Source organism: Methylophaga sp., from assembly GCF_030651745.1.
Genome location: NZ_JAUSCC010000141.1, coordinates 1 through 26108, shown reverse-complemented (window position 1 = coordinate 26108; position 26108 = coordinate 1). Strand labels below are relative to the sequence as shown.

At 45.8% G+C, this 26108-nt stretch carries 24 protein-coding genes; all 24 read left to right on the top strand.

The window, feature by feature from the left end; genetic code table 11:
* The first annotated feature begins 37 nt into the window (after positions 1 to 37).
* Positions 38 to 1399 (top strand): pitrilysin family protein, encoded by a 1362-nt coding sequence (locus Q7V21_RS16310; protein WP_304918292.1) that lies wholly within the window; start codon positions 38 to 40, stop codon positions 1397 to 1399.
* Complete coding sequence (locus Q7V21_RS16305) at positions 1389 to 2690, top strand: pitrilysin family protein (RefSeq protein WP_304918291.1); 1302 nt, start codon at positions 1389 to 1391, stop codon at positions 2688 to 2690. Before Q7V21_RS16310 ends, Q7V21_RS16305 begins: the two co-directional genes overlap by 11 nt.
* Positions 2674 to 3246 carry a 16S rRNA (guanine(966)-N(2))-methyltransferase RsmD gene (gene rsmD / locus Q7V21_RS16300; RefSeq protein WP_304918290.1) on the top strand — a complete coding sequence of 191 codons (573 nt, stop codon included), beginning with the start codon at positions 2674 to 2676 and terminating at the stop codon, positions 3244 to 3246. Before Q7V21_RS16305 ends, rsmD begins: the two co-directional genes overlap by 17 nt.
* A 9-nt stretch (positions 3247 to 3255) precedes the next feature.
* Positions 3256 to 3744 carry a pantetheine-phosphate adenylyltransferase gene (gene coaD, locus Q7V21_RS16295; RefSeq protein ID WP_304918289.1) on the top strand — a complete coding sequence of 163 codons (489 nt, stop codon included), beginning with the start codon at positions 3256 to 3258 and terminating at the stop codon, positions 3742 to 3744.
* 58 nt (positions 3745 to 3802) lie between these two features.
* Positions 3803 to 4057 carry a YfhL family 4Fe-4S dicluster ferredoxin gene (locus Q7V21_RS16290; RefSeq protein ID WP_304918288.1) on the top strand — a complete coding sequence of 85 codons (255 nt, stop codon included), beginning with the start codon at positions 3803 to 3805 and terminating at the stop codon, positions 4055 to 4057.
* A 76-nt stretch (positions 4058 to 4133) separates the two neighbouring features.
* Positions 4134 to 4523 carry an H-NS family nucleoid-associated regulatory protein gene (locus Q7V21_RS16285; protein WP_304918287.1) on the top strand — a complete coding sequence of 130 codons (390 nt, stop codon included), beginning with the start codon at positions 4134 to 4136 and terminating at the stop codon, positions 4521 to 4523.
* 157 nt (positions 4524 to 4680) lie between these two features.
* Positions 4681 to 7134: a leucine--tRNA ligase gene (gene leuS / locus Q7V21_RS16280; RefSeq protein WP_304918286.1), complete on the top strand. Its 2454-nt coding sequence runs from the start codon at positions 4681 to 4683 to the stop codon at positions 7132 to 7134.
* Positions 7135 to 7152: 18 nt separating this feature from the next.
* Positions 7153 to 7638: an LPS assembly lipoprotein LptE gene (lptE, locus tag Q7V21_RS16275; protein WP_304918285.1), complete on the top strand. Its 486-nt coding sequence runs from the start codon at positions 7153 to 7155 to the stop codon at positions 7636 to 7638.
* A gap of 6 nt (positions 7639 to 7644) precedes the next feature.
* Positions 7645 to 8676 (top strand): DNA polymerase III subunit delta, encoded by a 1032-nt coding sequence (holA, locus tag Q7V21_RS16270; RefSeq protein ID WP_304918284.1) that lies wholly within the window; start codon positions 7645 to 7647, stop codon positions 8674 to 8676.
* A complete protein-coding gene (locus Q7V21_RS16265) occupies positions 8673 to 9962 on the top strand; it encodes a glutamate-5-semialdehyde dehydrogenase (protein ID WP_370654077.1) in 1290 nt (429 codons plus the stop codon). The genes holA and Q7V21_RS16265 overlap by 4 nt, the downstream gene beginning before the upstream one ends.
* Positions 9943 to 10608, top strand: a complete 666-nt coding sequence (gene nadD, locus Q7V21_RS16260; RefSeq protein ID WP_304918283.1) for a nicotinate-nucleotide adenylyltransferase — start codon at positions 9943 to 9945, stop codon at positions 10606 to 10608. Before Q7V21_RS16265 ends, nadD begins: the two co-directional genes overlap by 20 nt.
* Complete coding sequence (locus tag Q7V21_RS16255; RefSeq protein ID WP_304918282.1) at positions 10608 to 11456, top strand: YdcF family protein; 849 nt, start codon at positions 10608 to 10610, stop codon at positions 11454 to 11456. The genes nadD and Q7V21_RS16255 overlap by 1 nt, the downstream gene beginning before the upstream one ends.
* Positions 11457 to 11489: 33 nt before the next feature.
* Positions 11490 to 11846, top strand: coding sequence for a ribosome silencing factor (gene rsfS / locus Q7V21_RS16250; protein ID WP_304918281.1), 357 nt, complete (start codon positions 11490 to 11492; stop codon positions 11844 to 11846).
* On the top strand, positions 11843 to 12313 hold the full coding sequence (rlmH, locus tag Q7V21_RS16245; RefSeq protein WP_304918280.1) for a 23S rRNA (pseudouridine(1915)-N(3))-methyltransferase RlmH: 471 nt from the start codon (positions 11843 to 11845) through the stop codon (positions 12311 to 12313). The genes rsfS and rlmH overlap by 4 nt, the downstream gene beginning before the upstream one ends.
* Positions 12310 to 12897 carry a nucleoside triphosphate pyrophosphatase gene (locus Q7V21_RS16240; protein WP_304918279.1) on the top strand — a complete coding sequence of 196 codons (588 nt, stop codon included), beginning with the start codon at positions 12310 to 12312 and terminating at the stop codon, positions 12895 to 12897. The genes rlmH and Q7V21_RS16240 overlap by 4 nt, the downstream gene beginning before the upstream one ends.
* Positions 12887 to 14359, top strand: a complete 1473-nt coding sequence (rng, locus tag Q7V21_RS16235) for a ribonuclease G (protein WP_304918278.1) — start codon at positions 12887 to 12889, stop codon at positions 14357 to 14359. The genes Q7V21_RS16240 and rng overlap by 11 nt, the downstream gene beginning before the upstream one ends.
* Before the next feature lie 44 nt (positions 14360 to 14403).
* Positions 14404 to 18171: a YhdP family protein gene (locus Q7V21_RS16230; protein ID WP_304918277.1), complete on the top strand. Its 3768-nt coding sequence runs from the start codon at positions 14404 to 14406 to the stop codon at positions 18169 to 18171.
* A 42-nt stretch (positions 18172 to 18213) separates the two neighbouring features.
* Positions 18214 to 19656 carry a metalloprotease TldD gene (tldD, locus tag Q7V21_RS16225; protein WP_304918276.1) on the top strand — a complete coding sequence of 481 codons (1443 nt, stop codon included), beginning with the start codon at positions 18214 to 18216 and terminating at the stop codon, positions 19654 to 19656.
* Positions 19657 to 20709 (top strand): tRNA (5-methylaminomethyl-2-thiouridylate)-methyltransferase, encoded by a 1053-nt coding sequence (locus Q7V21_RS16220; protein WP_304918275.1) that lies wholly within the window; start codon positions 19657 to 19659, stop codon positions 20707 to 20709.
* Entirely contained in the window at positions 20706 to 20933 is a 228-nt protein-coding gene (locus Q7V21_RS16215) for a sulfurtransferase TusA family protein (protein WP_304918274.1), read from the top strand. The genes Q7V21_RS16220 and Q7V21_RS16215 overlap by 4 nt, the downstream gene beginning before the upstream one ends.
* Before the next feature lie 174 nt (positions 20934 to 21107).
* Entirely contained in the window at positions 21108 to 22517 is a 1410-nt protein-coding gene (gene glnA / locus Q7V21_RS16210) for a glutamate--ammonia ligase (RefSeq protein ID WP_069296642.1), read from the top strand.
* Positions 22518 to 22614: 97 nt separating this feature from the next.
* Complete coding sequence (locus Q7V21_RS16205) at positions 22615 to 23328, top strand: DUF4124 domain-containing protein (RefSeq protein WP_304918273.1); 714 nt, start codon at positions 22615 to 22617, stop codon at positions 23326 to 23328.
* A 192-nt stretch (positions 23329 to 23520) separates the two neighbouring features.
* Complete coding sequence (gene glnL / locus Q7V21_RS16200) at positions 23521 to 24588, top strand: nitrogen regulation protein NR(II) (protein WP_304918272.1); 1068 nt, start codon at positions 23521 to 23523, stop codon at positions 24586 to 24588.
* The gene (ntrC, locus tag Q7V21_RS16195) at positions 24585 to 25988 is read left to right on the top strand and encodes a nitrogen regulation protein NR(I) (protein ID WP_304918271.1); all 1404 of its coding nucleotides are present in this window, start codon (positions 24585 to 24587) and stop codon (positions 25986 to 25988) included. Before glnL ends, ntrC begins: the two co-directional genes overlap by 4 nt.
* Positions 25989 to 26108 lie beyond the last annotated feature (120 nt).

Genomic DNA, 26108 nt, shown 5'->3' with positions numbered 1-26108 from the left:
TTATTAATCTTATCATGTCATCAATTGTGAGATGCAGATGCGCAACTTAAAAAAACTTGTTTGGGCGCTGCTGATAGTGCCTGTTATTGGCTTTGCACAAGTCAGTGAATATCAGCTGGACAATGGACTCAAATTATTGGTTAAACCGGATAACAGAGCACCTGTGGTGGTTTCTCAGGTCTGGTACAAAGTCGGTTCGAGTTACGAGCACAATGGTATCACTGGTATTTCCCACATCCTCGAACACATGATGTTTAAGGGGACAGAGAATCTGGGACCAAATGAATTCTCACGCATTATTGCCGAAAATGGTGGTTCTGAAAATGCGTTCACCGGGCGTGATTACACAGCCTATTTCCAGACCTTGGAAAAAGAAAGATTGGAAATCAGTTTCCGGCTTGAAGCAGAAAGAATGCGCAAACTGATTATCGATGATGCTGAATTACTGAAAGAACGGGAAGTGGTCGCCGAAGAGCGGCGTATGCGTACCGATGACAACCCACGTTCATTATTGCGCGAAGCCATGAACGCAATGGCCTTTATGAACAGCCCTTATCATCACCCGGTCATTGGCTGGATGAATGATATTAACCATTACGATCCCGATGATCTGCGTAAATGGTATCAAATGTGGTATGCGCCGAATAACGCTACGGTTGTCGTCGTTGGCGACGTTGTGCCGGATGAGGTTTACCAGTTGGCAAAGAAATATTTTGGTCCTCTGGCGCCTGAGCAACTGGCAACTGTTAAACCACAGGTTGAAGTGCCACAACGCGGCCTCCGAACATTACAACTGAAAGCACCAGCTGAATTACCTTATCTGATGATGGGGTGGAAAGTGCCGGTGGTGACCACCGCTGAAGAAGAGTGGGAGCCTTATGCATTAGATGTCCTGGCTGGCATTCTGGATGGTGGAGCCAGCAGCCGTTTTTCACGTGAACTGATTCGTGGTCAACAAGTTGCCGCCGGTGTCAGCGCCTATAACAACGCATTTTCCCGGTTGGATGACATCTTCACGATTGCAGCCACACCTGCTCAAGGCAAAACTGTCGAAGAGGTGAAACAGGCTGTATTTGAACAGCTCGATAAAGTTAAAACTGAACAGGTCACCGAGGCTGAGTTGCAGCGCGTTAAAACACAGGTAATCGCCAGCTCTGTTTATCAACTCGACAGTGTGTTTTATCAAGCCATGCAATTAGGCATGCTTGAAACTGTAGGCTTGGATTGGCGTTTGGTTGACAGTTACTCCGATAAAATTAGTGCAATCACTGCCGAGCAAGTCCAGCAAGTAGCTGCAAAATATTTTATTGAAGATGGCCTGACCATTGCCGAATTGATTCCAGTGGCTACAGACAATGCAACACCACGTCCTACTTCGGGAGATCCACATGCTCGTTAAGTTCATTGCCTCAATAGCGGGGCTCTTATTAGCTACTTCAGCAGTTGCCAGTCCACAAATAGAAAACTGGCAAACAGCTAATGGTACGCAAGTTTATTTTGTTGAAGCAAAGCAACTGCCCATGCTGGATATTCGTCTGGTATTTGATGCCGGTGCTGCACGTGATCCAAAGGGTGGGGTGGCATTGTTAACCAGTTCAATGCTGAATCAGGGCACAAAAAATAAAGACACAGATGCTATCGCTACGGCGTTTGATGATGTGGGGGCTGAATTCAAATCTGAATCAGAACGGGATATGGCGGTATTCAGTTTACGGACATTATCCAAAACAGATGCATTGCAACCTGCAATTGATACCTTTGTTGAAGTGATTAGCCAGCCCAGCTTTCCTGAAGATTCGTTTGCAAGACTTATCAATCAAATGAAAACCAGCTTGCAGGGTGAAAAACAGTCACCTTCAGCGATGGCTGATCGCGCTTTTTATCAGCAATTATTTGCTAATCACCCTTATGCGGCGATGCCAATTGGTACTGAAACTTCAGTAAATGAAATAACCATTGCTGATTTGGAGCAGTTTTATAAACAATATTATGTGGCCAGTAATGCAGTATTGGTTATGGTGGGTGATGCTGATACTAACCAGGCAAAAGCTTTGGCTGAAACAATTTCTGCAAGCTTGCCGACTGGCACCAAGGCAGCTGCGCTCCCCAAAGTGGCTCCACTTGAAACGGCTCAGGAAGTACGTTTACCTTATCCTTCCAGTCAGACTACGATTTTGATGGGGCAACCGGGATTAACTCGCGATGATGCAGATTTCTTTCCGCTGTATGTGGGTAATCATATTTTAGGTGGCAGCGGGCTGGTCTCAATTATCAGTAATGAAATTCGTGAGAAACGCGGCTTATCTTATAGCGCTTACAGTTTCTTCAGACCGATGCGAGAGGCCGGGCCTTACCAGTTTGGCTTGCAAACCCGTAACGATCAGGCTGAGCAGGCGCTGGAAGTGTTGAAACAAACCCTAGCGGACTTTGTTGAAAAAGGACCAACAGCTGAACAGCTCAATGCCGCCCAGAAAAACATTACCGGTGGCTTTGCTTTGCGTCTGGATAGCAACAGTAAGATTGCCGATTATCTGGCGATGATTGGTTTTTACAACCTGCCACTGAATCATTTGGATACCTTTAATGAAAGAGTGGATGCCGTGACGATCGAACAAATAAAAGCGGCTTATAAAAAACGTATTCATCCACAAAAAATGGTCACAATTCTGGTGGGTGGCGAAGCTGAATAAATCAACACGTCAATCGGTACGTATTATCGGTGGTCAATGGCGGGGAAGACGGTTGGCTTTCCCCGATGTAGAAGGATTAAGACCTACACCAGATCGTATTCGGGAAACCTTGTTTAATTGGTTGCAACCGCATTTACCGGGAGCGATTTGTATTGATCTGTTCAGTGGCAGTGGCGCCTTGGGTTTTGAGGCTGCCTCAAGAGGCGCAGAAAAAGTCGATATGATTGAGCTGGATCTACAAGCTTATAAACAGTTGCAAGCCAATAAAACAATGTTAGCTGCTGAGCAATGTGCATTATTCAGACAACCTGCCCAGCAATTTCTAAATAATTCCAGCAACGCCTACGATATTGTGTTTATCGATCCACCGTTTCAGGCAAATTTATGGTCTGAAGTGGCGAATTTATTAACAGAAAGAAAACTGTTACATAAAAACAGTCTGGTCTATCTGGAATCTAATAAATATCAAAATGTAGAACAGCTTCCCGAAAACTGGCATTTAATTAAAGATAAACAAGCGGGTGATGTAAGATATTGTTTATTTGCAATGCAATAAGGTTTTGGCATGTCAATAACCGCTATTTATCCCGGAACATTTGATCCTATTACCCATGGTCATACTGATTTGGTTCAACGGGCCAGTCGTTTATTTGAAAAAGTGATTGTTGCAGTCGCCGCAGATACCGGTAAAAAGCCGGTATTTTCAATAGAACAACGATTGGAATTAGCCAAACAAACCTTAGTGGATTTGCCGAATATAGAAATTACCAGTTTTGATGGTTTGTTAGTCGATTATGCAATGCAACGCAATGCGTCAGTGATTATTAGGGGATTGCGCGCCGTTTCGGATTTTGAATACGAAGTGCAACTTGCCGCAATTAATCGGCGTTTACAGTGGGAAGTTGAAACTTTATTTTTAGCGCCTGCCGAACAATTTACCTTTATTTCGTCCAGTCTGGTGAGACAAATTGCTGCTTTAGGTGGTGATGTTTCTCAATTTGTCGCACCGTGTGTGCAAGAAGCATTAAAACAGCAACTGGCAGTGAAGAAATAGTCGCGTTAGAATTTGTCGGTTTTATGACCATTTATAGTTAGAGTTACCGGAGTAAATCATGTCTCTGTTTATTACTGATGAATGCATTAATTGTGATGTATGTGAACCGGAGTGTCCAAACGGAGCTATTTCTCAAGGCGAGGAGATTTATGAAATTGATCCTGCTTTGTGTACAGAATGTGTTGGGCATTTTGATACGCCGCAATGTGTAGAAGTTTGTCCGGTTGATTGTATTCCTAAAGATCCTGATAACGTTGAAAGTCATGATCAGCTTTATGCAAAATATAAAGTACTAATGTCTGCCGGAAATTAAAAAGTTTTCAAAATAGACAAAATTACTAATATTGTTATTATTCCGTTTTTATATGTTTTAAATAAAAGGTAATGTGATGAGTACTTTATCTGCTTTGCAACTTGAAAAACTTTCAGAACAAGAACTACAAAAACTGATAAGTCAGTCAAAAAAACAAATTAAAAAATTGAAAACCAAAAAAGTTACTGAACTGAATAGCAAAGACAATGATGTTGTTGCCGTTGCGGATGCTGTAAGAGCCTTAGCAAAAGAAAAAAAAGTGACTCCGGCAGAAGCGTTAACAGCGGTGGCTAAAAATATGCGGGTAGGTTTATCTGGAGCACGTAAACCGCGTGCGGAGAGTGCCGATAAATATCGTCATCCACAAGACCCGCAAAAAACCTGGAAAGGCTTTGGTAAACGTCCGTTATGGTTGGTAGAAGAATTGAACCAGGGTCGCAAACTGGAAGAGTTCAGGATTAAGTAGAGCTTTATAAAGCAGTGGCTTTGCTGCACTGATTTTTCGTTTGGCCGGTTTCAGAAATCCTTACACTGATTGTGATTCACACTTTCGGTGCTTTCGGCATTTCTGCCGCTAAGGTATCCTTTCCATTTTTCCCGCACCATATCCACAAAGAGAACCCATGCAAGCTGATTATCGCCCAGATGTGATCGAAACTGCTGCCCAAGCCTGGTGGCAGCAACATCAAACTTTCCGTGCCACTGAAGATACTGGCAAAGAAAAATTCTATTGCCTGTCGATGTTCCCTTATCCAAGCGGGCAGTTGCATATGGGCCATGTCCGTAATTACACGATTGGTGACGTTATCTCACGCTACCAGCGCATGCTGGGTAAAAATGTATTGCAACCTATGGGATGGGATGCTTTTGGTTTACCGGCTGAGAATGCAGCGCTAAAACATCAGGTGCCGCCAGCAGAGTGGACCTATAAAAATATCGATTACATGCGTGCTCAGCTGCAACGTCTGGGCTTGGCCTATGACTGGGATCGTGAAATTGCCACCTGTAAACCGGACTATTATCGCTGGGAACAATGGTTGTTTGTGCGGTTATTCAAGAAAGGTCTGGTCTATAACAAAACAGCGGCAGTGAACTGGGATCCGGTTGATCAAACTGTTTTAGCCAATGAACAGGTCATTGATGGTCGCGGCTGGCGTTCGGGTGCTTTGGTTGAGCGGCGTGAAATTCCCCAGTGGTTTATGAAGATTACCGATTATGCAGAAGATCTGCGTAATGATTTGCAACAATTATCCGGTTGGCCCGAACAGGTTAAAACCATGCAGGCGAACTGGATTGGTCGCTCTGAAGGTGTGCAAATCACGTTTGCGGTGGCTGACAGTGAAGAAGATATTGCGGTTTATACCACACGCCCCGATACCTTGATGGGGGTCAGTTATGTTGCGATTGCTGCGGAACATCCTATTGCCCTGCGCATGGCTGAATCGAATGTCCTGTTGCAGCAGTTTATCGAAGAATGCAAGAAAACTGACACTACCGAGGCGGCACTGGAAACTGCTGAGAAAAAAGGTATGGCCACCGGTATCTCGGTGTTCCACCCAATCAGTGGTGAACGGATTCCGGTTTGGGTCGCCAATTTTGTGCTGATGGGCTACGGCACCGGTGCGGTAATGTCCGTTCCGGCACATGATCAACGTGATTTTGAATTTGCTCAAAAATACGCTTTGCCGATCCGTCAGGTTATTGCGCCAATCGACGACACCGCAATCAATCTGCAACAGGCTGCTTTTACCGAGAAAGGTCGATTGATTAACTCATCGCAATTTACCGGACTGACTTCAGCTGAAGCTTTTGATGCCATTGCTGATGAATTGACCAAGCAAAACAAAGGTGAACGTCAGGTCAATTATCGATTACGTGACTGGGGGGTCTCCCGTCAGCGCTATTGGGGTACACCAATCCCGATTATCTATTGCGATAGTTGTGGTGCAGTGCCTGTACCGGAAGCCGATTTACCGGTGTTATTACCGGAAGACGTGGTGGTTGATGGTTCAGGATCGCCGATTAAATCGATGCCGGAGTTTTATGGATGTGCTTGCCCAGAATGTGGCAAACCAGCACGTCGGGAAACCGATACCTTTGATACTTTCTTTGAATCCTCGTGGTATTACGCACGATTTACCAGTGCCGATAATCAAGAGGCGATGCTGGACGAGCGTGCTGATTACTGGTTGCCGGTTGACCAATATATCGGCGGTATCGAACATGCGGTATTACATTTACTGTACGCCCGATTCTTTCATAAGTTGTTGCGTGATGAAGGGTTGGTAACGGGAGATGAACCGTTCAAGAATCTGTTAACACAGGGCATGGTGCTTAAAGATGGTGCCAAAATGTCCAAATCAAAAGGTAATACCGTTGATCCGCAGGCATTAATAGACGAATACGGTGCTGATACAGCGCGTTTGTTTATGATGTTTGCTGCTCCGCCTGAAATGTCACTGGAATGGTCAGATAATGCTGTGGAAGGTGCTAATCGCTTTTTGAAACGGTTATGGCGTGCTGTGCATGAGCATACTGAAGCTGGAGTCGTAGAAGATAAAAAGTTAACCGATTTATCTGAAGCCGCAACAGATCTGCGCCGTCTGGCACATCAAACTCTGACTAAAGTCGCGGATGACTTGGGACGCCGTCATACCTTTAACACCGCCATTGCTGCGGTGATGGAATTGATGAATGCACTGGCCAAGTTTACCGAGCAAAGTGATATGGCGCGTGCTGTTCGCCAGGAAGTGTTGGAATTAGTGGTGTTGATGCTGGCGCCTATTACACCGCATATCTGCCATGTATTGTGGACACAGCTTGGGCATAGCAATGCGGTCATTGATGCCGCTTGGCCCGAGATTGATAGCGATGCTTTAAAGCAGGATAAAGTCGAGCTGATGATTCAGGTCAATGGTAAGCTACGCTCAAAATTAATGGTCGATGTAAATGCTCAGCAAGCCGATATTGAGCCACTCGCCCTCGCGGATGAAGCTGTTCAACGTTATATTGATGGCAAAGCGATTCGAAAAGTCATTTTGGTGCCTGGCAGGCTGATCAATATTGTTGTCGGCTGATAAACAAAGGAAACATTGATGTTGAAGAAACTGATTATTGCTGGTTTATGTATGCTGGTCGTTGCATGCGGTTTTCAGTTGCGTGGCGCTGCGGATCTGCCTGACAGTATTCAAACTATGCATATTCAGGGTATCAGTATGCGCGAAGGGTTGGGGTTGGAACTCAAACGTACTTTGCGACGTAACGGTGTCAATGTCATTGATGATTACAGTGAAGGTGCAGCGGTGCTGAGCTTTGTGCGAAACCGCTATCAACGGCGTGTATTATCGGTAGGTGGTAATGCGAAAGTCAGTGAGTATGAATTGATTTTAGAAGTGACTTTCCAGCTGACCGATAACCAGCAAAATAAAAAAATCAACAATGAAAGCTTTGAAGCCAGACGTGATTACCAGTTTGACCAGGAGCAGGTATTAGGGCGTGATGGAGAAGAAAATCTATTGCGTGAAGAGATGGAAAAACAAATCAGCCAGGCGATTCTTCGTCGTTTATCCGCTCTGGATTAAAAACTGATGCGGGTAAAGGCAGAACAGCTAAACTCACAAATACAACATACATTCCCCGTCATTAGTGTGGTATTCGGTGACGAGGCCTTGCTGGTGGAAGAGACGGCTGATCAGATCCGTCAGCAAGCTAAAAAACAGGGCATTTTAGAAAGACAGGTTTGGCATGCTGATGCGCGTTTTGACTGGTCGAAACTCAAATTTGCCGATGACAGTTTATCTTTGTTTGCATCCCAAAAGCTGGTCGAAATCAGGTTGCCATCAGGCGCACCTGGCAAAGAGGGGGGAGAGTTTCTGCGACAATTTGCCGAACAGCCCGCTATTGATACCTATCTGTTATTAATTACCGGAAAGTTGACCCCTCAACAGCAAAAAGCCAAATGGTTTACTGCATTGGAAAATGCCGGTATCAGTGTACCCGTTTGGCCAGTTAGTTTAGAGATGTTGCCTCGTTGGATTCAGCAACGCATGAGACAAAAAGGCTTGCAGGCCAGTGCTTCGGTTGCCGGCATGTTAGCTGAAAGAACCGAGGGCAATTTGTTTGCTGCCGCTCAGGAAATCGATAAGCTGGTTCTGCTGAGTCCCGATGGACTGGTGGACGAGCAATTATTGTCAGACAGTGTGGCAGACAGTGCTCGATTTGAAGCATTTTCGCTGATGGATGTTGTCTATGCTGGTCAAGCGGCAAAAGTTCCACGTATGTTAAGAATGTTGCAGGCAGAAGGCAACGATGTATTAGCGGTGTTTTCAGCGGTATCCTGGTCATTGCATCGAATGATTGATATGGCGGTGCAGATTGAAAACGGGGCACAAGCTAACCAGGTTTTTGCCAGTCAGAAACCGCCGGTATGGGATAAGGCAAGACCATTAATTCAATCGGGATTACGGCGACATACTGCAGTGAAATGGCAGGCATTTTTACCGCAAATGGCGGCGATTGATCGGGCAGCAAAAGGCGGCGGCAGCGACAATGCCTGGCGTATGCTGACAACGTTATGTTTACAGGTTGCCGGTGTATCAATGAATTTGCAGCAAACATGAAAGCAGAAATATCAGTAGAGGAGAGTGCGGTGGAAGTTGCAACCTATATGCAGAAACTGGGGCAACAAGCTCGTGATGCCAGCCGAGTGTTGGCGCGTGCAACCACCAGCAGTAAAAATACGGCATTGTTGGCTATCGCCAAAGCAATACGTAGTCAGGCTGAGGAATTAAAAGCAGCCAATCAACTTGATTTACAAGCCGGAAAAGCAAAAGGTCTGGATGTTGCCATGCTGGATCGGTTGACCTTGACCGATACTCGTATTGAATCGATGGCTGAAGGACTTGAACAAGTTGCAGCACTACCTGATCCAATTGGTGAAATCAGTGATATGCGTTATCGGCCTTCAGGTATCCAACTTGGTCAGATGCGGGTACCACTTGGAGTTATCGGCATTATTTACGAATCACGGCCAAATGTGACCGCCGATGCGGCGGGTTTATGTCTGAAATCCGGTAATGCGACTATCTTACGTGGGGGCAGTGAAGCGATACATTCCAATCAAGCTATTGCAGCCTGTATTCATCAAGGCCTACAACAAGCTGGCTTGCCAATCAATGCGGTGCAAGTGGTGGAAACCACCGATCGTGAGGCAGTCGCCCAATTGATTACCATGCCTGAGTATGTCGACGTGATAGTGCCACGCGGTGGTAAAAGTCTGATTGAACGAATCAGTAAAGATGCGCGTGTTCCAGTTATCAAACATCTCGATGGTATCTGTCATGTTTATGTGGATGTTGAAGCTGATTTGGTTATGGCTGAAGAGATTGCCTTTAATGCCAAATGCCATCGCTATGGTGTCTGCAACGCAATGGAAACATTATTAGTACATGCCGATATCGCCACACAATTTTTACCAAAAATGGCCGAGCGATTTGTTAAAGAAGGCGTGGAATTGCGTGGCTGTGAGAAAACCTTAGGTATTTTGCCAGATATCAATCGGGCAACAGACGAGGATTGGGATACGGAATATCTGGCAGCTATCCTCTCTATTAAAGTGGTAGAAGATGTTGATGCAGCGATGCTGCATATTTATCAGCACAGTTCAGCGCATACTGAGACTATTGTGACGCAGAACTACGATACCGCCAGACGTTTCCTGCAGGAAGTAGATTCCAGTTCAGTACTGGTCAATGCGTCAACACGCTTTGCTGATGGTTTTGAATATGGTTTGGGCGCGGAAATCGGTATTTCCACCGATAAATTGCATGCCCGTGGTCCGGTGGGGTTAAATGGTCTGACATCACAAAAATGGATAGTGTTTGGTAGTGGTCAAATCAGAAAATAATTACGATGCCATCGGCATTTTAGGCGGTACGTTTGATCCGGTACATTTCGGACATTTGCGCTCGGCTTTAGAAGTCTGTTTGCAACTTAATCTGGATCATGTGCGACTGATTCCCTGTGCAGTGCCACCCCATCGACAAGCGACCATGGCCAGTGCCGAGGTGAGACGTTTAATGCTGGAACTGGCGGTAAAATCCGTTCCGCAATTAATGGTTGATGATCGAGAGCTGCAACGGGAAGGGCCATCTTTTACGGTAGATACTTTACTGAGTTTGCGGCAGGAGTTTAAAGATAATCCGTTATTTCTGATATTAGGCACAGATGCATTCAAGGGCTTGGCAAGTTGGTCACGTTGGCAGCAAATTTTGTCTTTAGCACATATTGTTGTCGTGCAACGTCCGGATGAAACTCTGGAACTGCAGGAAGAGCTGCAAGACTGGTATCAGCAGCATCTGGCCCAAATCGCGGACAGGCATCTTGCTGCAGGGAAGATCTGGCCTCTTACCGTGACCTCGTTAGCCATTTCGGCAACGCAAATTCGTCAGGACTTACTGGCAGCAAACCCGGTCAACTTTCTATTACCAGACTCGGTCATTGCCGTGATTGAACAATTAGGACTATATCGAACCAATGCTAGCGATAACTGATGGATCAGGTTTTTTTTATTCTTTCAAAATTGGTTTGGTCCGTGCTTAGTCCATTGATGGTCTGGAGTTTGCTGCTGGTAGCCGGCACGTTATTTTTATTGGTGGGGTATCGAAAAGCAGCTTTACGATTTTTGTTTCCAGCAACCCTGTTTAGTTTAAGCATGATGCTTTTTCCGCTCGGGGATTGGTTGATCTATCCGCTGGAATCCCGTTTTAGTCAGCCTCAACAACTACCAGATCATATCGATGGCATTATTATTCTCGGTGGCGGTGAGGATGTAAAAGGCACAATCAGCTGGCAACAGCCTCAGGTCGGCCAAGCCAGTGATCGATATTTTGGAGCGGCAGATTTGGCCAGGCGCTATCCTGAAACCCCGGTTATTTTTATCGGCGGCCATAATTTACTGCGTTTTGATGCGGGTACCACACCAGCTGAGCTCAGTCGTCAATTGCTGATGATGGTAGGGATTGATGAACAGCGGCTGATTATTGAATCGCAATCACGTAATACCTATGAAAATTTCCAGCGTTTAAAAACGGTATTACCTAAACGTAATGGCCAGTATTTATTGGTGACCTCGGCTTATCACATGCCGCGTTCCGTCGGGATAGCACAAAAACAGGATATCAGCGTGCTGCCATATCCGGTGGACTACCGCAGTAAGACGGCGGAGTTGCGACGCATGGATTTTGCGGTTTTCGAACAATTGGAAAAACTTGAACCTGCCTGGCGAGAGTGGGTGGGACTGACAGCTTATTTTATAACGGGGAAAACCAGTCGATGGTTCCCTGAGCAGATTAGTAGCGGGATTGAAACATCCGCAGACGCTCAGGTCGACTTACGTTAAACTAAACAACAATTTACATTTATTGGAGTGCCCATGAAGGCAGAACAACTGAAATTATTAGTAATAGATGCACTTGAAGATATTAAAGCAGAAGATATTACCGTGTTAGATGTCACTGGAATGACTGATGTCACCGATGTGATGATTATCGCCACCGGTAAGTCCACCAGACAGGTTAAAGCGCTGGCCAATGAAGTCTCATCACAGGCGAAAGCGGCGGGTGTGCAACCGTTAGGTATGGAAGGTGAAGACGTTGGTGAATGGGCATTAGTCGATTTAGGTGATGTCATTGCACATATTATGACGCCGCAAACCCGAGCCATCTACAACCTCGAAAAATTATGGTCTGTCGCTGAAGTCACGCAGAGTGCTTCGGCAGAAGGTGAATGAAACTGAATTTACTCGCTGTTGGGCAGAAAATGCCACAGTGGGTTACTGAAGGTTACAACGAATATGCCAGGCGAATGCCGCGTGAATGCCAGCTGTTGCTGCAGGAGATTGCACCGGCGAAACGTGGTAAATCCGGAAGTGCTAATCAATGGATGCAGGAAGAAGGCAAACGGATAATGACAGCCTTACCCGAAAATGATTATGTGGTGGCGCTGGAAGTCGGCGGACGTAACTGGTCAACAGAGCAATTAGCAGAGCAATTAAAAAACTGGCAGGCCTCTGGTCGTGATGTAAGTTTGCTAATTGGCGGTCCTGACGGCTTATCTCGCGAGTGTCAGCAACGGGCAGATCAGCAGTGGTCGTTATCCAATTTGACACTGCCGCATCCGCTAGTACGGATCGTGGTTGCTGAACAACTGTATCGCGCCTGGACGGTTCTGCAAAATCATCCTTATCATCGCGCATGAACTTTCCAAAGGTTTACCTGGCCTCAGCTTCACCTCGGCGTAGCGAACTCCTGACGCAAATCGGAGTCGATTTTTCAGTATTAAATATCTCGGTTGATGAATCGGTTAATCCTGCAGAGGCTGCGTCGGATTACGTTAAACGTATTGCATTGGCTAAAGCTCGTGCCGGATGGGAAATCTTAGATGCGGATTGGCGGCCGGTGATTGGTGCCGATACCGCGGTGGTATTACCTAATCAGCAAATTCTTGGTAAGCCGGAAAATCTGGATCAAGCCAGAGAATTTTTAAAGCAGTTATCCGGTATTCAACATCAGGTATTAAGTGCCGTGGCGATTGTCTGGCAACAGCAAAATTGGCTAAGCTTGCAAGTCAGTGATGTGCGATTCAAAACCCTTACAGCAACAGAAATCGACTGGTATCTGCTGACCAATGAAGGTAAAGACAAGGCTGGAGGGTATGCCGTACAAGGCTTAGCGGCGATGTTTATCGAAAATATCAACGGTAGCTATTCCGGTGTGATGGGCTTGCCATTATTTGAAACTCGCCAGATTTTACAACAGGTAACGAATCTTAATGAGCAGTGAAATTCTGATTAATGTGACACCAAGTGAAACCCGCGCCGTAGTGGTGGAAAACGGAGTGTTGCAGGAAGTTTTCATTGAACGCAGTGAACACCGTGGTTTAGTTGGCAATATCTACAAAGGTAAAGTCTGCCGTGTGTTGCCTGGGATGCAGGCCGCCTTTGTCGAAATTGGATTATCCCGCGCCGCTTTTTTACATGCTTCGGATATATCGATTCCCAAAGGCCAGTCTGGTGATTTAAAAGAAGCGCCACGAATTACTCCGCCGATTACCAGCTTGTTACGTGAAGGCGATGAGTTGCTAGTGCAGGTGATCAAAGATCCAATGGGCAGTAAAGGCGCGCGCCTGACTACTCAGCTATCAGCATCTTCACGTTATTTGGTGTATATGCCAGAAGCTGAGGGCATCGGTATCTCTCTGAAAATTGAAGGCGAAGAAGAGCGTGAACGGCTGAAAAATTGTTTATCAGAACTGCTCGGTGAGCAACAAGGTGGCTATATTTTACGAACCGCAGCCGAAGGTGTGACAGATGCTGAGTTACAAGCTGATCTGGAGTTTTTACATCGACTGTGGGAAAAGTTACGCCAACGTGTCACATCCACACAATGTGGCGAAGCCTTATATCAGGACTTACCGTTAACGTTACGTGCCTTACGTGATCTGTTCTCACCGGAAATTGAGCGTATTCGCATTGATGCTGCTGAAACATTCAAAGAAGCTCAGCAGTTTGCTGAAGGTTTTATGCCTGAATGCGCTGCTCGATTGGAACATTATCGCGGTGATCGTCCTTTATTCGATTTATTCGGAGTCGAGGACGAAATCCAGAAAGCCTTGGATCGTAAAGTCCCATTAAAATCCGGCGGCTATGTGATTTTTGATCAAACCGAAGCGATGACCACCGTTGATGTGAATACCGGCGGATTTGTCGGTCATAAAAATCTCGAAGAAACTATTTTCAAAACCAATCTGGAAGCTGCTCAGGCAATTGCCCGACAGTTACGTGTGCGGAATCTGGGTGGCATTATCATTATTGATTTCATTGATATGGAAGAAGTCAGCCATCGGGAACAAGTGTTACGCACTTTTGAAAAAGCGATGCAGTTGGACCGTGCCAAACACAATATCTGCGCGGTTTCTGAGTTAGGTCTGGTGGAAATGACGCGCAAGCGTACCCGAGAAAGTCTGGGGCATATCTTATGTGAACCCTGTCCATGTTGTGATGGACGTGGCTACACCAAAAATGTAGAAACAGTGTGTTATGAAATCTTCCGGGAAATTCTGCGTGAATCCCGTCAATATGAATCCAAGCAGTTTCTGGTGCTGGCTTCTCAGGACGTGATTGACCGACTTAATGATGAAGATTCCACCAAAGTAGCGGAGTTAGAGCAATTTATCGGTAAACCGATTCTGTTTCAATGTGAGCCGCAATATGGGCGTGAACAATTTAATGTGGTGTTGATGTAACCATGCCACTACTGCATCGCAGCCTGCACATCGTTGGCAGGCAAGTGACTAACATTACGGCTTTGCTGGTGGTGACGCTACTTGTTTGTTTCGGCTTGGCGTATTGGCTATCCAGCGCGATTGCAGAGCGTAAAGATGAAATTGCCGCCTGGGCCAGTGAAAAAACCGGCTATCCGATTCAAATCGGCGAAGCAGGGTTGTACTGGTTTGATTTATTTCCAAAATTGATGGTCACCGATATTGCGGTGATGCAGGCTAAACCCAATATCGATGAATTGTTTACCGCCAAAGAGCTTTATATTGGTCTGGATTTGATCGCGAGTTTGCAGCAACGCCAACTGGTGGTCGACTCAGCACGTTTATCCGGACTGAAACTGGGTATTCAACGTAGCTCTGACGGCACTATCAGTCTTATCGGTCTGCAAGGTAAGCCAGCAGATCAGTCTTTGGTTGACTCACAGATTAATTGGCTTGAACAACTGCAGTCATGGCGCGATATCGAATTATTGTCGGCTGAAATTCAATTTGAAGATTCGCTTCAGCCACAATTCAGCGGTCTCTATCAAATTAACCAGTTGGCCTTTATACAGGCTAAAAAGTCCAGACTGATAGGTGATATTGAACTGCCACATCATCTGGGGCAGCAGCTCAGTTTCACTGTGGGGGCCGTATTAACTGCTGATGGTATAGCGAATTGGCAAATTGATGAGCTGGAAGCTGGCCAATTGCAATTGGCGGCGTTGCTGCAGGATCAACAACTGGATGATATTTCAGTGATGCGCGGACGCGTTGATATCTCGATGGATGCGAGCTCGGTACTGAAAAAACAATGGCGAGGACTGATTCAATTCACCGATGTGAGTCTGGCAAATCTGAATAAGCCGGAAATTGAGCCATTAAACATTGATGTCATGACCGGACAATTTAATTGGCAAGGCGATGCTGCGGCATGGCAGTTAAATGCCAACTCCATTCAGTTAACGATAGAAGGTGATAGCTGGCCGCAATCAACTTTCAATCTGCAATTTTCAAACGAGCAAGGCTGGGAGGCTGAAAGCAGTTATTTGCGGCTTAGTGATGCAACTGCCCTGGCATTGTTGAGTCAGACAGCACCGGAGTTATTGACCCAATATCAACCAGCCGGTGATATCCGTGAATTCCAGTTACAGCTGGATAAAGCTCACGAATTATTATCGGTGAAAATGCGGGTGGATGAGTTTGCCAGCCAACCGGTTGAAGATATCCCCGGGGTAACAGGGCTCAGTTTGCGAGTTGAGTGGGAGCCTAGTTTTGCAAACGTTTCGGTGAACAGTCGAAACCTAACGATCTTTGCACCGAGCTGGCTGCCTGAGGCTATTTACTTTGATGTGGCTGAAGCAAATATTGACTGGCAACAGGATGGGGATCACTGGCAGTTTAAACTTTCAGAAATGAACATCTGGAATAACGATCTGACCCTGCGTGGCAAAATCGGCATTGAGCAACAAAGCGATACCACATTGGCAGATATTGATATGCAAATGCTGGATGTGGCGGTTGCTAAATGGTTGACCTACGTGCCACGCGCTATTTTAGATCCTGATTATCTTGCCTGGGCTGAAGATGCCTATACCGGTGGGCAGATCGAAACTGGAACACTTCGCTTGAAAGGCGACTTATCTGAGTTTCCATTTAAAGAAAATGATTCAGCCAATGAATTTGAGTTCGCCTTGAATGTGGTGGATGTTGGCCTGAACTATGGTGTGGGTTGGCCTGTTTTGGAGGCAATCAACGGACAAGTGCTCAGTACCGGTAATCGTCTGAAGATCCTGCCGCGTACAGGAAAAATTGCAGGTTTCAATTTTGTCGATGTCAAAGCCGATATCAATAATGTGTATGAAGGAAAACCGGTATTAGACTTAAAAGGCTTTTTATCCGGAAGTACTCATAACGCACTTGGCTTTTTACAGGCCAGTCCCTTGAGCCCGCGTTATGGCGAAATCACTGACTGGGTTAAAGCGCAAGGCAATAGCAATATTGATTTAAAACTGAAAATTCCTTTACTTGATCCTGATGCAACCGATGTTGAGGGTTATGTCAGTTTTGAGAGCAGCCAGTTAAGTCTGACCACATTATCAGGCATGCCCATTGAGGATGTTAAAGGAAAGCTTTTCTTCAATAATGATGGTGTGAATGCAGAAGCCATTACCGCCACTATTTTTTCCCGTCCAGTGATATTGGATGTTATTTCACAAGCAGAATCGACGCTTGTAACAGCTACTGGTGAGGTAGATGTGCTGCAACTTGCTGAATTATGGCAAGCCGAGATGCCGGGCTTTGTTCGTGGTATTACCCCTTATCGGACAGATATCGAAATTCGCGAAAAATCGATGGGTGATTTTGAGATTGATATACAGGTGATGTCAGAATTAGCGGGTATAACCATTGATGCACCACAACCCCTTGGAAAAACGGCAACAGAAAGTCGTCCGCTCAGCATACGATTAGACCAGGATCCACAGCAGCGCCCCATCATTCACCTAAATTATGATGACACTTTGAACGCTGTCTGGCTTAAAGAGGAACCGGTAAGAGCTGATATCACCATTGGCATACCTGATCCGCAATTGCCGGCGGCGGGAGTTCGCCTAAGAGCACGTCTTAACGAATTATCTGTATCAGATTGGACGCAATGGCAACAAAAATGGCTGGCGGATTTATCTGCGACAGAGAATACCGATAACTGGCCTGCAGTTGAAATTGAATTAGCTGTGGATAGCCTGCAGTTTAATCAATGGATACTCAGCGATGTGCAGTCAACAGCGTTTCAAAGGAATCAAATTTGGCAACTGGAAATTCAATCCAGACAAATGCGTGGTAATGTTCATTGGCCAATGGATTCTGCCTTATTACCCACCTTGCATTTTGATTTTGTCGATCTGCAACTACCTGGATCGGCAAATGAGAACGCTGGTCGTAAAAAATTCAACTCTGACCTGTGGCCCAGTTTTCAGTTAAATATTGATAATTTGACTGTCGATGGTATGCAGTTAGGAAGAGTGCAGGCTAAAGCACTCCAGCAAGATAACCGCTGGGTGTTGGAAAATGCCACGTTGCAGTCAGCTGTTTTACAAGCCAATTTGGACGGTGTCTGGCAACAAGGTGAATCTGCCAGTAACAGTCAATTGAATTTACAAGTCAGCAGTAATGATCTGGCTGGCCTGTTTATGGATTTAGGTTATCAACCGACGATTCACTCCAATCAAGTCAATGTGTCAGGACAGTTCAGCTGGCCAGATGAACCTTTGAATCTGTCATTGGCAGAACTGCAGGGTAATCTCAATCTTCAAGTGAGTAGTGGTCAGCTGGTTGATGTTGAACCGGGAGCGGCAGGACGCATATTTGGTTTAATGAGTTTTGCCGCTATACCGCGTCGACTGGCTCTGGATTTCAGTGACTTTTTTGGTAAAGGTTTCGCGTTTCGTCAAATCAGTGGCGATTTTGAGTTTGCTAATGGCCTCGCTGTCACCAACAATCTGACGATGCGTGGGGAAAGCGCCACTATTGACGTCACTGGCCCTATTAATATTGTTGACAGAACTTATCATCAAACTGTGGTGGTGACACCGAAGGTCTCCTCGACCTTACCACTTGCGGGTGCGGTAGCAGGTGGACCGGTAGGTCTTGGTGTTGGTACCGCTATCTATCTGGTAGACCGGATTGCTGGCCGTCTATTTGACCGGGATCTGGTCGATATGATCAGTTATCGCTACAGACTTACTGGAACCTGGGATGAACCTGATCTATCGTTGAATCGCCCTGAAACGCCTTAGGATCTGCTAAGATTGTCATTTTTGCCGCATAGTCCAAATACGATGACAAGCCCTTTATTTGAACAATTGGAACAACACATTCTTCTGCCTGCCGAGCTGCAATCGCAGGATATTGAGCAGGCATTATCAAGTGCCATGCGACCCGGTGTCGATTTTGCTGATTTATATTTCCAGCGGTCTCGCGGGGAAAACTGGCTGATGGATGATGGCATCATTAAAGACGGTGGCTATCATCTTGAGCAAGGTGTTGGTGTTCGGGCCTGCAGTGGTGAGAAAACCGGATTTGCCTACTCGGATGATCTGAGCTTGAAATCCTTGCTGGAAGCGACCCATGCAGCCAGCGCCGTGGTAAAACATGGTCAACAAAAACAGATCGACGCACGCAAGCATGTGAACGCATCATCATTCTATCCAGAGCTTGACCCCATCTTAGGCATGGACACGCAAACAAAGTTAAACCTGTTACGCGAGGCAGATGCTTATGCCCGCGCTGCTGATCCGCGGGTTACACAAGTCACGGTAAGCTTGGCAGGAAGTCTTGAACACATTTTGATTGCGGCCAGTGATGGCACTTATGCCGCCGATATTCGGCCGTTAATACGCATGAATGTCAGTGTGATTGTTGAATCAAAAGGGCGGCGCGAACGTGGCAACGCGGGTGGTGGTCGCCGTCTGGATTATCAGTATTTTGTCGATAATGATTTAGCTGTCGCTTTTGCTAAAGAGGCGGTTCGACAGGCATTAGTCAATCTGGAAGCAGTTGATGCGCCGGCTGGAACCATGCCGGTAGTGTTGGCATCGGGCTGGCCCGGGGTGTTATTGCATGAAGCTGTTGGGCATGGTTTGGAAGGTGATTTCAATCGCCGTGCGACATCCGCTTTCTCCGGCAAAATCGGTGAACAAGTGGCCTCACCTTTATGTACTGTTGTGGATGATGGCACATTATCGGATAGACGCGGATCACTGACCATAGACGATGAAGGTACACCAACTGAATTCACCACCTTGATCGAAAACGGCCGATTGACTGGCTATATGCAGGACAAATTAAATGCCCGTTTAATGGGCATGCGCAGTACTGGTAATGGCCGGCGTGAATCCTACGCTCATCTGCCTATGCCACGAATGACCAACACCTATATGCTGGCCGGGCAACATAAGGCCGAAGAAATTATTGCTTCTGTTGAAAAAGGCATTTATGCCGTCAATTTTGGCGGTGGTCAGGTCGATATTACTTCCGGGAAATTTGTGTTTTCCAGCAGCGAAGCCTACTTGATTGAAAATGGCAAAGTGACGCGGCCGGTGAAAGGTGCCACGCTTATTGGCAATGGCCCTGAAGTTATGAATCTTATCAGCATGGTGGCTGATGATCTGGAACTGGATTCAGGAATTGGTAATTGCGGTAAAGAAGGGCAGAGTGTACCGGTCGGGGTTGGTCAACCAACTTTGAAAATCGATGCATTGACGGTCGGAGGAACGGCTTAAATGAGTTCACAGCACAAAGCCGTCGCGTTAATTTCCGGTGGTTTGGATTCGATGCTGGCGGTGCGGGTCATGCAAGAACAAGGTATTGAAGTTGAAGGCATTAATTTTTTTACCGGATTTTGCGTCGAAGGCCATACTCACGCGATCCGCAATCAGCATAAAGATAAACAAAAACGTAACAACGCATTATGGGTCGCTGAACAGCTTGGTATCAAATTACATATCATTGATGTAATCGAAGAATACAAAGATGTATTGCTCAATCCAAAACATGGTTATGGCAGCAATATGAATCCTTGTCTGGACTGTAAAATCTTTATGGTCAGAAAAGCCGTCGAATGGGTCAAACAGCATCATATGCGAGGTTTTGATTTCATCATTACCGGCGAAGTCATTGGTCAACGACCTAAATCCCAACTAAAACGTACCATGCCGATTGTGGCAGCTGAATCTGGTGCAGATGATCTGCTGTTAAGACCTTTGTGTGCTAAAAATCTGCAACTTACCAAACCGGAACGAGAAGGTTGGGTCGATCGTGAAAAGCTGTATGGCTTTCATGGGCGAAATCGCAAGCCGCAGATCGCCTTGGCAAAACAGTTCGGTTTTGATGATTTTGCCACGCCTGCTGGTGGCTGTTGTTTCCTGACCGATGAAAGTTATTCCAGCAAGTTGGTGGACTTATGGAAAGCCAGAAACAGTCGTGAATATGAGCTGGATGACATTATGTTGTTGAAGGTTGGTCGACATATTCGACCGAAAGCCGATTTTAAAATGATCATTGCGCGTGATGCTGGTGAAAGCAAATTCCTGGAAGGATATCGAAAACAGTTTATCAGTCTGTACTCAACCAGCCACAATGGACCGATGGCGATTATTGACGGTGATATTGAGCAACAGGATTATTCACTTGCAGCATCCATTGTTGCGCGTTTTGGTCAAGGTCGTCATGCTGATGAAGTCGAGGTGGAAATTACGGTTCCTGATAAACCACCCAGACAAATTCAAACCCGACCTATTAACGTAGAACAGGTTCCACAGGAGTGGTACGTGTGAAACAATTCGAATTAGATGCAAGAAGACTGTTATGTCCCTTGCCAGTAATCAAAACGCAGAATAAAGTAGCTGAATTATCTTCAGGCGATATTCTCAAAGTAATCTGTACTGATCCTGGAGCATTAAGTGATATCCCGGCATGGGCCCGCATCCACGGCCATCAGATTATGGAATCGGTGGAGCAGGATGATGAGATCATTATCACGGTCCGTGTTGGTGCGTAGCACCTTTATGGTGCGAGTATAAGTTTGTTTGCACTGTTTTAATGCGTTCCGGTTTGGGCGGTGCACTCAAATGGTTGATTTTATAGGCCAGATGAGTTGGCAAGGTTTGTGCTGTAATTGCGAGTGAGTTTTTTGCACCAAGGTGTGCAGTTTTTTCAATTTTGGAGATTATAAATGTCAGTCGAAAATGTGCTTCAGTTGATTAAGGACGAGGACGTTAAATTCCTTGATTTCCGTTTCACCGACACGCGTGGTAAAGAGCAGCACGTTTCTTACCCTGCCCATTCAATTGATGAAGATACTTTCTCAGAAGGTGTGATGTTTGACGGTTCATCTGTTGCTGGCTGGAAAGGTATCAATGAATCAGACATGATTCTGATGCCAGATGCTTCAACTGCCGTTTTGGATCCATTCATGGACGATACTACATTGATCGTTCGTTGTGATATCGTTGAACCAGCTACCATGCAAGGTTATGAGCGCGACCCACGTAGCGTTGCAAAACGCGCAGAAGCCTACCTGGCTTCTACCGGTCTGGCTGATACTGCTTACTTTGGTCCTGAACCTGAATTCTTTATTCTTGATGATGTTCGCTGGGGTAGTGATATCTCAGGTTCATTCTATAAAATCGATTCCAATGAATCGTCATGGAATACTGAGAAAGTGTTCCCAGACGGTAACAAAGGTCACCGTCCAAGTGTTAAAGGTGGTTATTTCCCAGTACCACCAGTGGATTCACTGCAAGACATCCGTTCTGCCATGTGTTTGACCATGGAAGAAATGGGTCTGGTAACTGAAGTTCACCATCATGAAGTGGCAACTGCTGGACAATGTGAAATTGGTACTAAATTCAACACCTTGGTTAAAAAAGCTGACGAAGTTCAAATCCTGAAATACGTTGTGCAAAACGTGGCTCATGCCTATGGTAAAACAGCGACATTTATGCCAAAACCATTAGTTGGTGATAACGGTAGTGGTATGCACGTTCATCAATCTTTAGCCAAAGATGGTGAAAACCTGTTTACTGGTAACAAATACGGTGGTTTGTCTGAAACAGCCTTGTTTTACATCGGCGGTATTATCAAACACGCTAAAGCATTAAACGCATTCACTAACCCTGGTACTAACAGCTACAAACGTCTGGTTCCAGGCTTTGAAGCACCAGTTATGCTGGCGTATTCAGCTCGTAACCGTAGCGCCTCTATTCGTATTCCTTTTGTCAGTAATCCAAAAGGCCGTCGTATTGAAGTTCGTTTCCCTGACCCATCAGCCAACCCATACCTGGCGTTCAGCGCGATGATGATGGCGGGTCTGGATGGTATCAAAAACAAGATCCATCCTGGCGATGCAATGGATAAAGATTTATACGATTTGCCACCAGAAGAAGATGCAGCGATTCCAAAGGTTTGCCATGCGCTGGATCAGGCTTTGGCAGAGCTGGACAAAGATCGTGCATTCTTAACTGAAGGCGGTGTTTTCACGGATGACATGATTGATGGATATATTGCATTGAAGATGGAAGAAGTCACCCGTCTGCGTATGGAAACACATCCTGCAGAGTTTGATTTATACTACAGCCTGTAATTTTTTTTGATTGCAGTCACAAAACGCCTCCTTTATGGGGGCGTTTTTTTTGGTTTGCCGGTTGCACATTAGTTAGCCCTAACCTATATTCCTATTCATGAAATTTATTATTTTTATGTTGGTAGGTTTGGGAACAGCGGTTGCCGGTGACATCTATCGATGGATTGATGAAAATGGCAATGAAGTGTATTCAGATCAGCCAACTGAAAATGCCGAAAAGATTGAACTACGACATTCCATGATTTATACCCCGGTAGAAATACCAGGGAGTAATGAATCTATTACGGAGGCTTCGCAAGAAGACACCGGGCAATCAGAGCCCGTGCCGAATTATCAGCTGAGTATTGTGTCACCTGAAGATGATGCCGGTATTAGAGTCAATAATGGGAATGTTCTGGTGAATCTGCAGCTTCTGCCTGCATTGGTACCGGAACGTGGTGACAAGATTCAGCTCTATCTTGATGGTTTGCCTGCAGGTATACCAATGCCGCAATTGAGTTTTTTACTGGAAAATCTGGATAGAGGAACTCATCAACTTTCTGCAGTTGTATTAAACGCTTCAGGCGAAGTCCTTGCCCAAAGTACTACCACCACCTTTCATTTGCAACGAAGCAGCTTACTGCAACCGGGTCGTGAACAGAATAATCAACCTGCACCTGGAGCACCAACAATTCCAGCCAATCCTTCAATACCAAGTCTTCCCTCGGCGCCCGGGCTTCCATCAACTCCCAGCCTTCCATCAACCCCTGGTTATCCAACGATACCAGGCCACGCTCCAACTCCAACTCCTAGCACGCCGAATTCCAACTAATTTTCCTTGAATAACCTTGTGCACCAAAATGAGGCGTACAATAGCGTAAAAAGACATCCCAAGCACCTGGGATAATGCCTTTGACTCATTTTCATATACACAAAATTAAATTATTTCTATTGGAATCATTACGTTAAATTTTATGTTTTGTAATGAGCTTATAAATGGAGCGTTTTTTGCAAATGGCATGCCATGAACTTAAATGACAAACTTATCAACCTAGAACAATTATCCAGTAATGATGTACTGGAAAGTTTGACTACCGCCATATTGGTGCTCGACACCAATTTACGTGTTTGTTACATCAACACGGCAACGGAAGTTATGTTTGAAATCAGCCAACGCCAGGCGGAGCATATTCCGTTTCAGACGCTTTTACCAGGTGAAACCCATTTGTTAACGTCGTTGCGTCGGGTTATCGGTAACGGACAAGCATTGATTGAACGAGAAATTCAATTGTTTCTTCCGGCCGCTGGCGAAATAGTTGTGGATTGTTCTATCAAAATGCTGGATGTCGCAGAACCACGACTGCTGGTTGAATTGGCCCAGTTAGATTATCAGCAACGAGTAAATCGTGATGAAAATCTGCATACCCAACAACAGGTAGTTCGTGGACTGGCACATGAAATTAAAAATCCGTTAGGTGGTTTAAGAGGCGCTGCACAATTATTGGAGCGTCAGCTGGATTCAGATGATTTAAAGGAATACACCCAGATCATCATTAACGAAGCTGATCGCTTGCAGAACTTGATGACACGAATGTTGGGGCCCTATCAGCAATCTGAAAAAGACCAGGTCAATATTCATGAGGTATTGCAACGGGTACGGCAGTTGGTCGATATCGAGGTGGACGAACGGCTCAAATTTATAGCGGACTATGATCCGAGTATTCCCGAGTTATATGCTGATTTTGACCAGTTGATTCAGATCATGCTGAATATAGTACGTAATGCTGTTCAGGCGATGCATGGAGCCGGTGTAATACGTTTACGAACCCGAATTCAACGTAATCTCACCATAGAAAAACGTTTTCATAAATTAGGTGTATTGATTGAAGTCGAAGACAACGGACCGGGCATTCCCAAACAGTTACAGGACAGCTTATTTTACCCTTTAGTCACAGGAAGAGCTGACGGCACTGGTCTTGGACTTTATCTGGTACAGAATCTGGTTCAGCGTAATGCGGGTACAGTCAGTTGTACCAGCCATGCGGGCCAAACCATATTTTCAATTATTTTTCCTTTGGAGTTAAAACCGTGAGCGCTAAAGCGATAGCATGGATTGTTGATGATGACCGATCAATTCGATGGGTGTTACAAAAGGCACTGGAAGCCGTAGATATTTCTGTCAAAGCCTTTGAAAGTGGGGATCTGGTTTTAGAGCAACTCAAACGCGGCACCGATACTCCTCCAGATGTGCTGGTCAGCGATATACGCATGCCGGGTCTTGATGGTTTACAGCTACTTGCTGAGATTCAGCGAAATCAGCCTGAATTGCCGGTCATTATCATGACGGCATATTCGGATCTGGATAGTGCTGTTTCGGTTTATGAAGGTGGCGCCTTTGAATACCTGCCAAAACCCTTTGACGTGGATGAAGCTGTTGATTTAGTTCAACGGGCCATCACTCACCATCGTCAGCAACATACTAATCCTGCCGGTGAGATGAATATTGGCAGTGAGATTATTGGTGAAGCACCAGCGATGCAGGAAGTGTTTCGGGCCATAGGTCGTTTGGCTCGGTCAAATATTACCGTATTAATCAATGGTGAGTCGGGTACTGGTAAAGAGCTGGTGGCGCATGCTTTACATAAACATAGCCCGCGTCGTCAGGCACCATTTATTGCTTTGAATATGGCGGCTATTCCCAGAGAATTATTGGAATCGGAATTATTCGGTCATGAAAAAGGCTCTTTTACCGGGGCACATGTACAACGCAAAGGTCGTTTTGAACAGGCTGATGGCGGTACCTTATTCCTGGACGAAATTGGCGATATGCCACTTGAATTGCAAACACGCTTGCTGCGCGTGCTTTCTGATGGCGAATTCTTCAGAGTCGGCGGACATAGTCCGGTAAAAGCAGATGTGAGGATAATTGCAGCGACGCATCAGAATCTGGAGCAGCAGGTTGAGCGTGGTGATTTTCGTGAAGATTTGTTTCACCGATTAAATGTCATCCGTATACACATCCCATCATTACGCGAACGCCGTGAAGATATTCCAGCCCTGGTTGCGTATTTTCTGAACAAAGCTGCCCGCGAACTCAATATGGGGGTGAAGAGCGTATCTCCGGAAGTCGAACGCTATTTATCGCAGTTGCCATGGCCGGGTAATGTAAGGCAGCTTGAGAATACCTCACGCTGGTTGACTGTGATGTCACCTGGCCAGGTGGTACAAATGGATGATCTGCCCATAGAGCTCACTGCCGACGCCAGTATTGAATCAAGCCGCAGTGGTGGAGACTGGCAACAACTATTCCGTCAATGGGCTGCAAACAAAGCCTTGAGTGGTCAGGAAGGCGTATTGGCTGATGTGGTGCCGATGATCGAACATCTGTTGATGGAGGTCGCTTTAGAGAAAACCGCGGGTAAGCGTCAGGAAGCCGCAAAATTATTGGGCTGGGGCCGTAATACCCTAACCCGGAAACTGAAAGAGAATTAACAAACAGGCTTGCGGGTAAGTCGCATCCTGTGTATAGTATGCGACTTAGTCAGGTGCGGGGTGGAGCAGCCTGGTAGCTCGTCGGGCTCATAACCCGAAGGTCGTTGGTTCAAATCCAGC

Bases quoted from the DNA above. Each gene is read 5' to 3' on its own strand.
- Q7V21_RS16255 (WP_304918282.1), top strand. From the start codon at position 10,608: ATGGATCAGGTTTTTTTTATTCTTTCAAAATTGGTTTGGTCCGTGCTT.
- Q7V21_RS16205 (WP_304918273.1), top strand. From the start codon at position 22,615: ATGAAATTTATTATTTTTATGTTGGTAGGTTTGGGAACAGCGGTTGCC.
- Q7V21_RS16310 (WP_304918292.1), top strand. From the start codon at position 38: ATGCGCAACTTAAAAAAACTTGTTTGGGCGCTGCTGATAGTGCCTGTT.
- tldD (WP_304918276.1), top strand. From the start codon at position 18,214: ATGACAAGCCCTTTATTTGAACAATTGGAACAACACATTCTTCTGCCT.
- Q7V21_RS16265 (WP_370654077.1), top strand. From the start codon at position 8,673: ATGAAAGCAGAAATATCAGTAGAGGAGAGTGCGGTGGAAGTTGCAACC.
- leuS (WP_304918286.1), top strand. From the start codon at position 4,681: ATGCAAGCTGATTATCGCCCAGATGTGATCGAAACTGCTGCCCAAGCC.
- Q7V21_RS16305 (WP_304918291.1), top strand. From the start codon at position 1,389: ATGCTCGTTAAGTTCATTGCCTCAATAGCGGGGCTCTTATTAGCTACT.
- Q7V21_RS16285 (WP_304918287.1), top strand. From the start codon at position 4,134: ATGAGTACTTTATCTGCTTTGCAACTTGAAAAACTTTCAGAACAAGAA.
- lptE (WP_304918285.1), top strand. From the start codon at position 7,153: ATGTTGAAGAAACTGATTATTGCTGGTTTATGTATGCTGGTCGTTGCA.
- Q7V21_RS16240 (WP_304918279.1), top strand. From the start codon at position 12,310: ATGAACTTTCCAAAGGTTTACCTGGCCTCAGCTTCACCTCGGCGTAGC.
- glnA (WP_069296642.1), top strand. From the start codon at position 21,108: ATGTCAGTCGAAAATGTGCTTCAGTTGATTAAGGACGAGGACGTTAAA.
- Q7V21_RS16290 (WP_304918288.1), top strand. From the start codon at position 3,803: ATGTCTCTGTTTATTACTGATGAATGCATTAATTGTGATGTATGTGAA.
- holA (WP_304918284.1), top strand. From the start codon at position 7,645: ATGCGGGTAAAGGCAGAACAGCTAAACTCACAAATACAACATACATTC.
- glnL (WP_304918272.1), top strand. From the start codon at position 23,521: ATGAACTTAAATGACAAACTTATCAACCTAGAACAATTATCCAGTAAT.
- rng (WP_304918278.1), top strand. From the start codon at position 12,887: ATGAGCAGTGAAATTCTGATTAATGTGACACCAAGTGAAACCCGCGCC.
- rlmH (WP_304918280.1), top strand. From the start codon at position 11,843: ATGAAACTGAATTTACTCGCTGTTGGGCAGAAAATGCCACAGTGGGTT.
- rsfS (WP_304918281.1), top strand. From the start codon at position 11,490: ATGAAGGCAGAACAACTGAAATTATTAGTAATAGATGCACTTGAAGAT.
- Q7V21_RS16220 (WP_304918275.1), top strand. From the start codon at position 19,657: ATGAGTTCACAGCACAAAGCCGTCGCGTTAATTTCCGGTGGTTTGGAT.
- coaD (WP_304918289.1), top strand. From the start codon at position 3,256: ATGTCAATAACCGCTATTTATCCCGGAACATTTGATCCTATTACCCAT.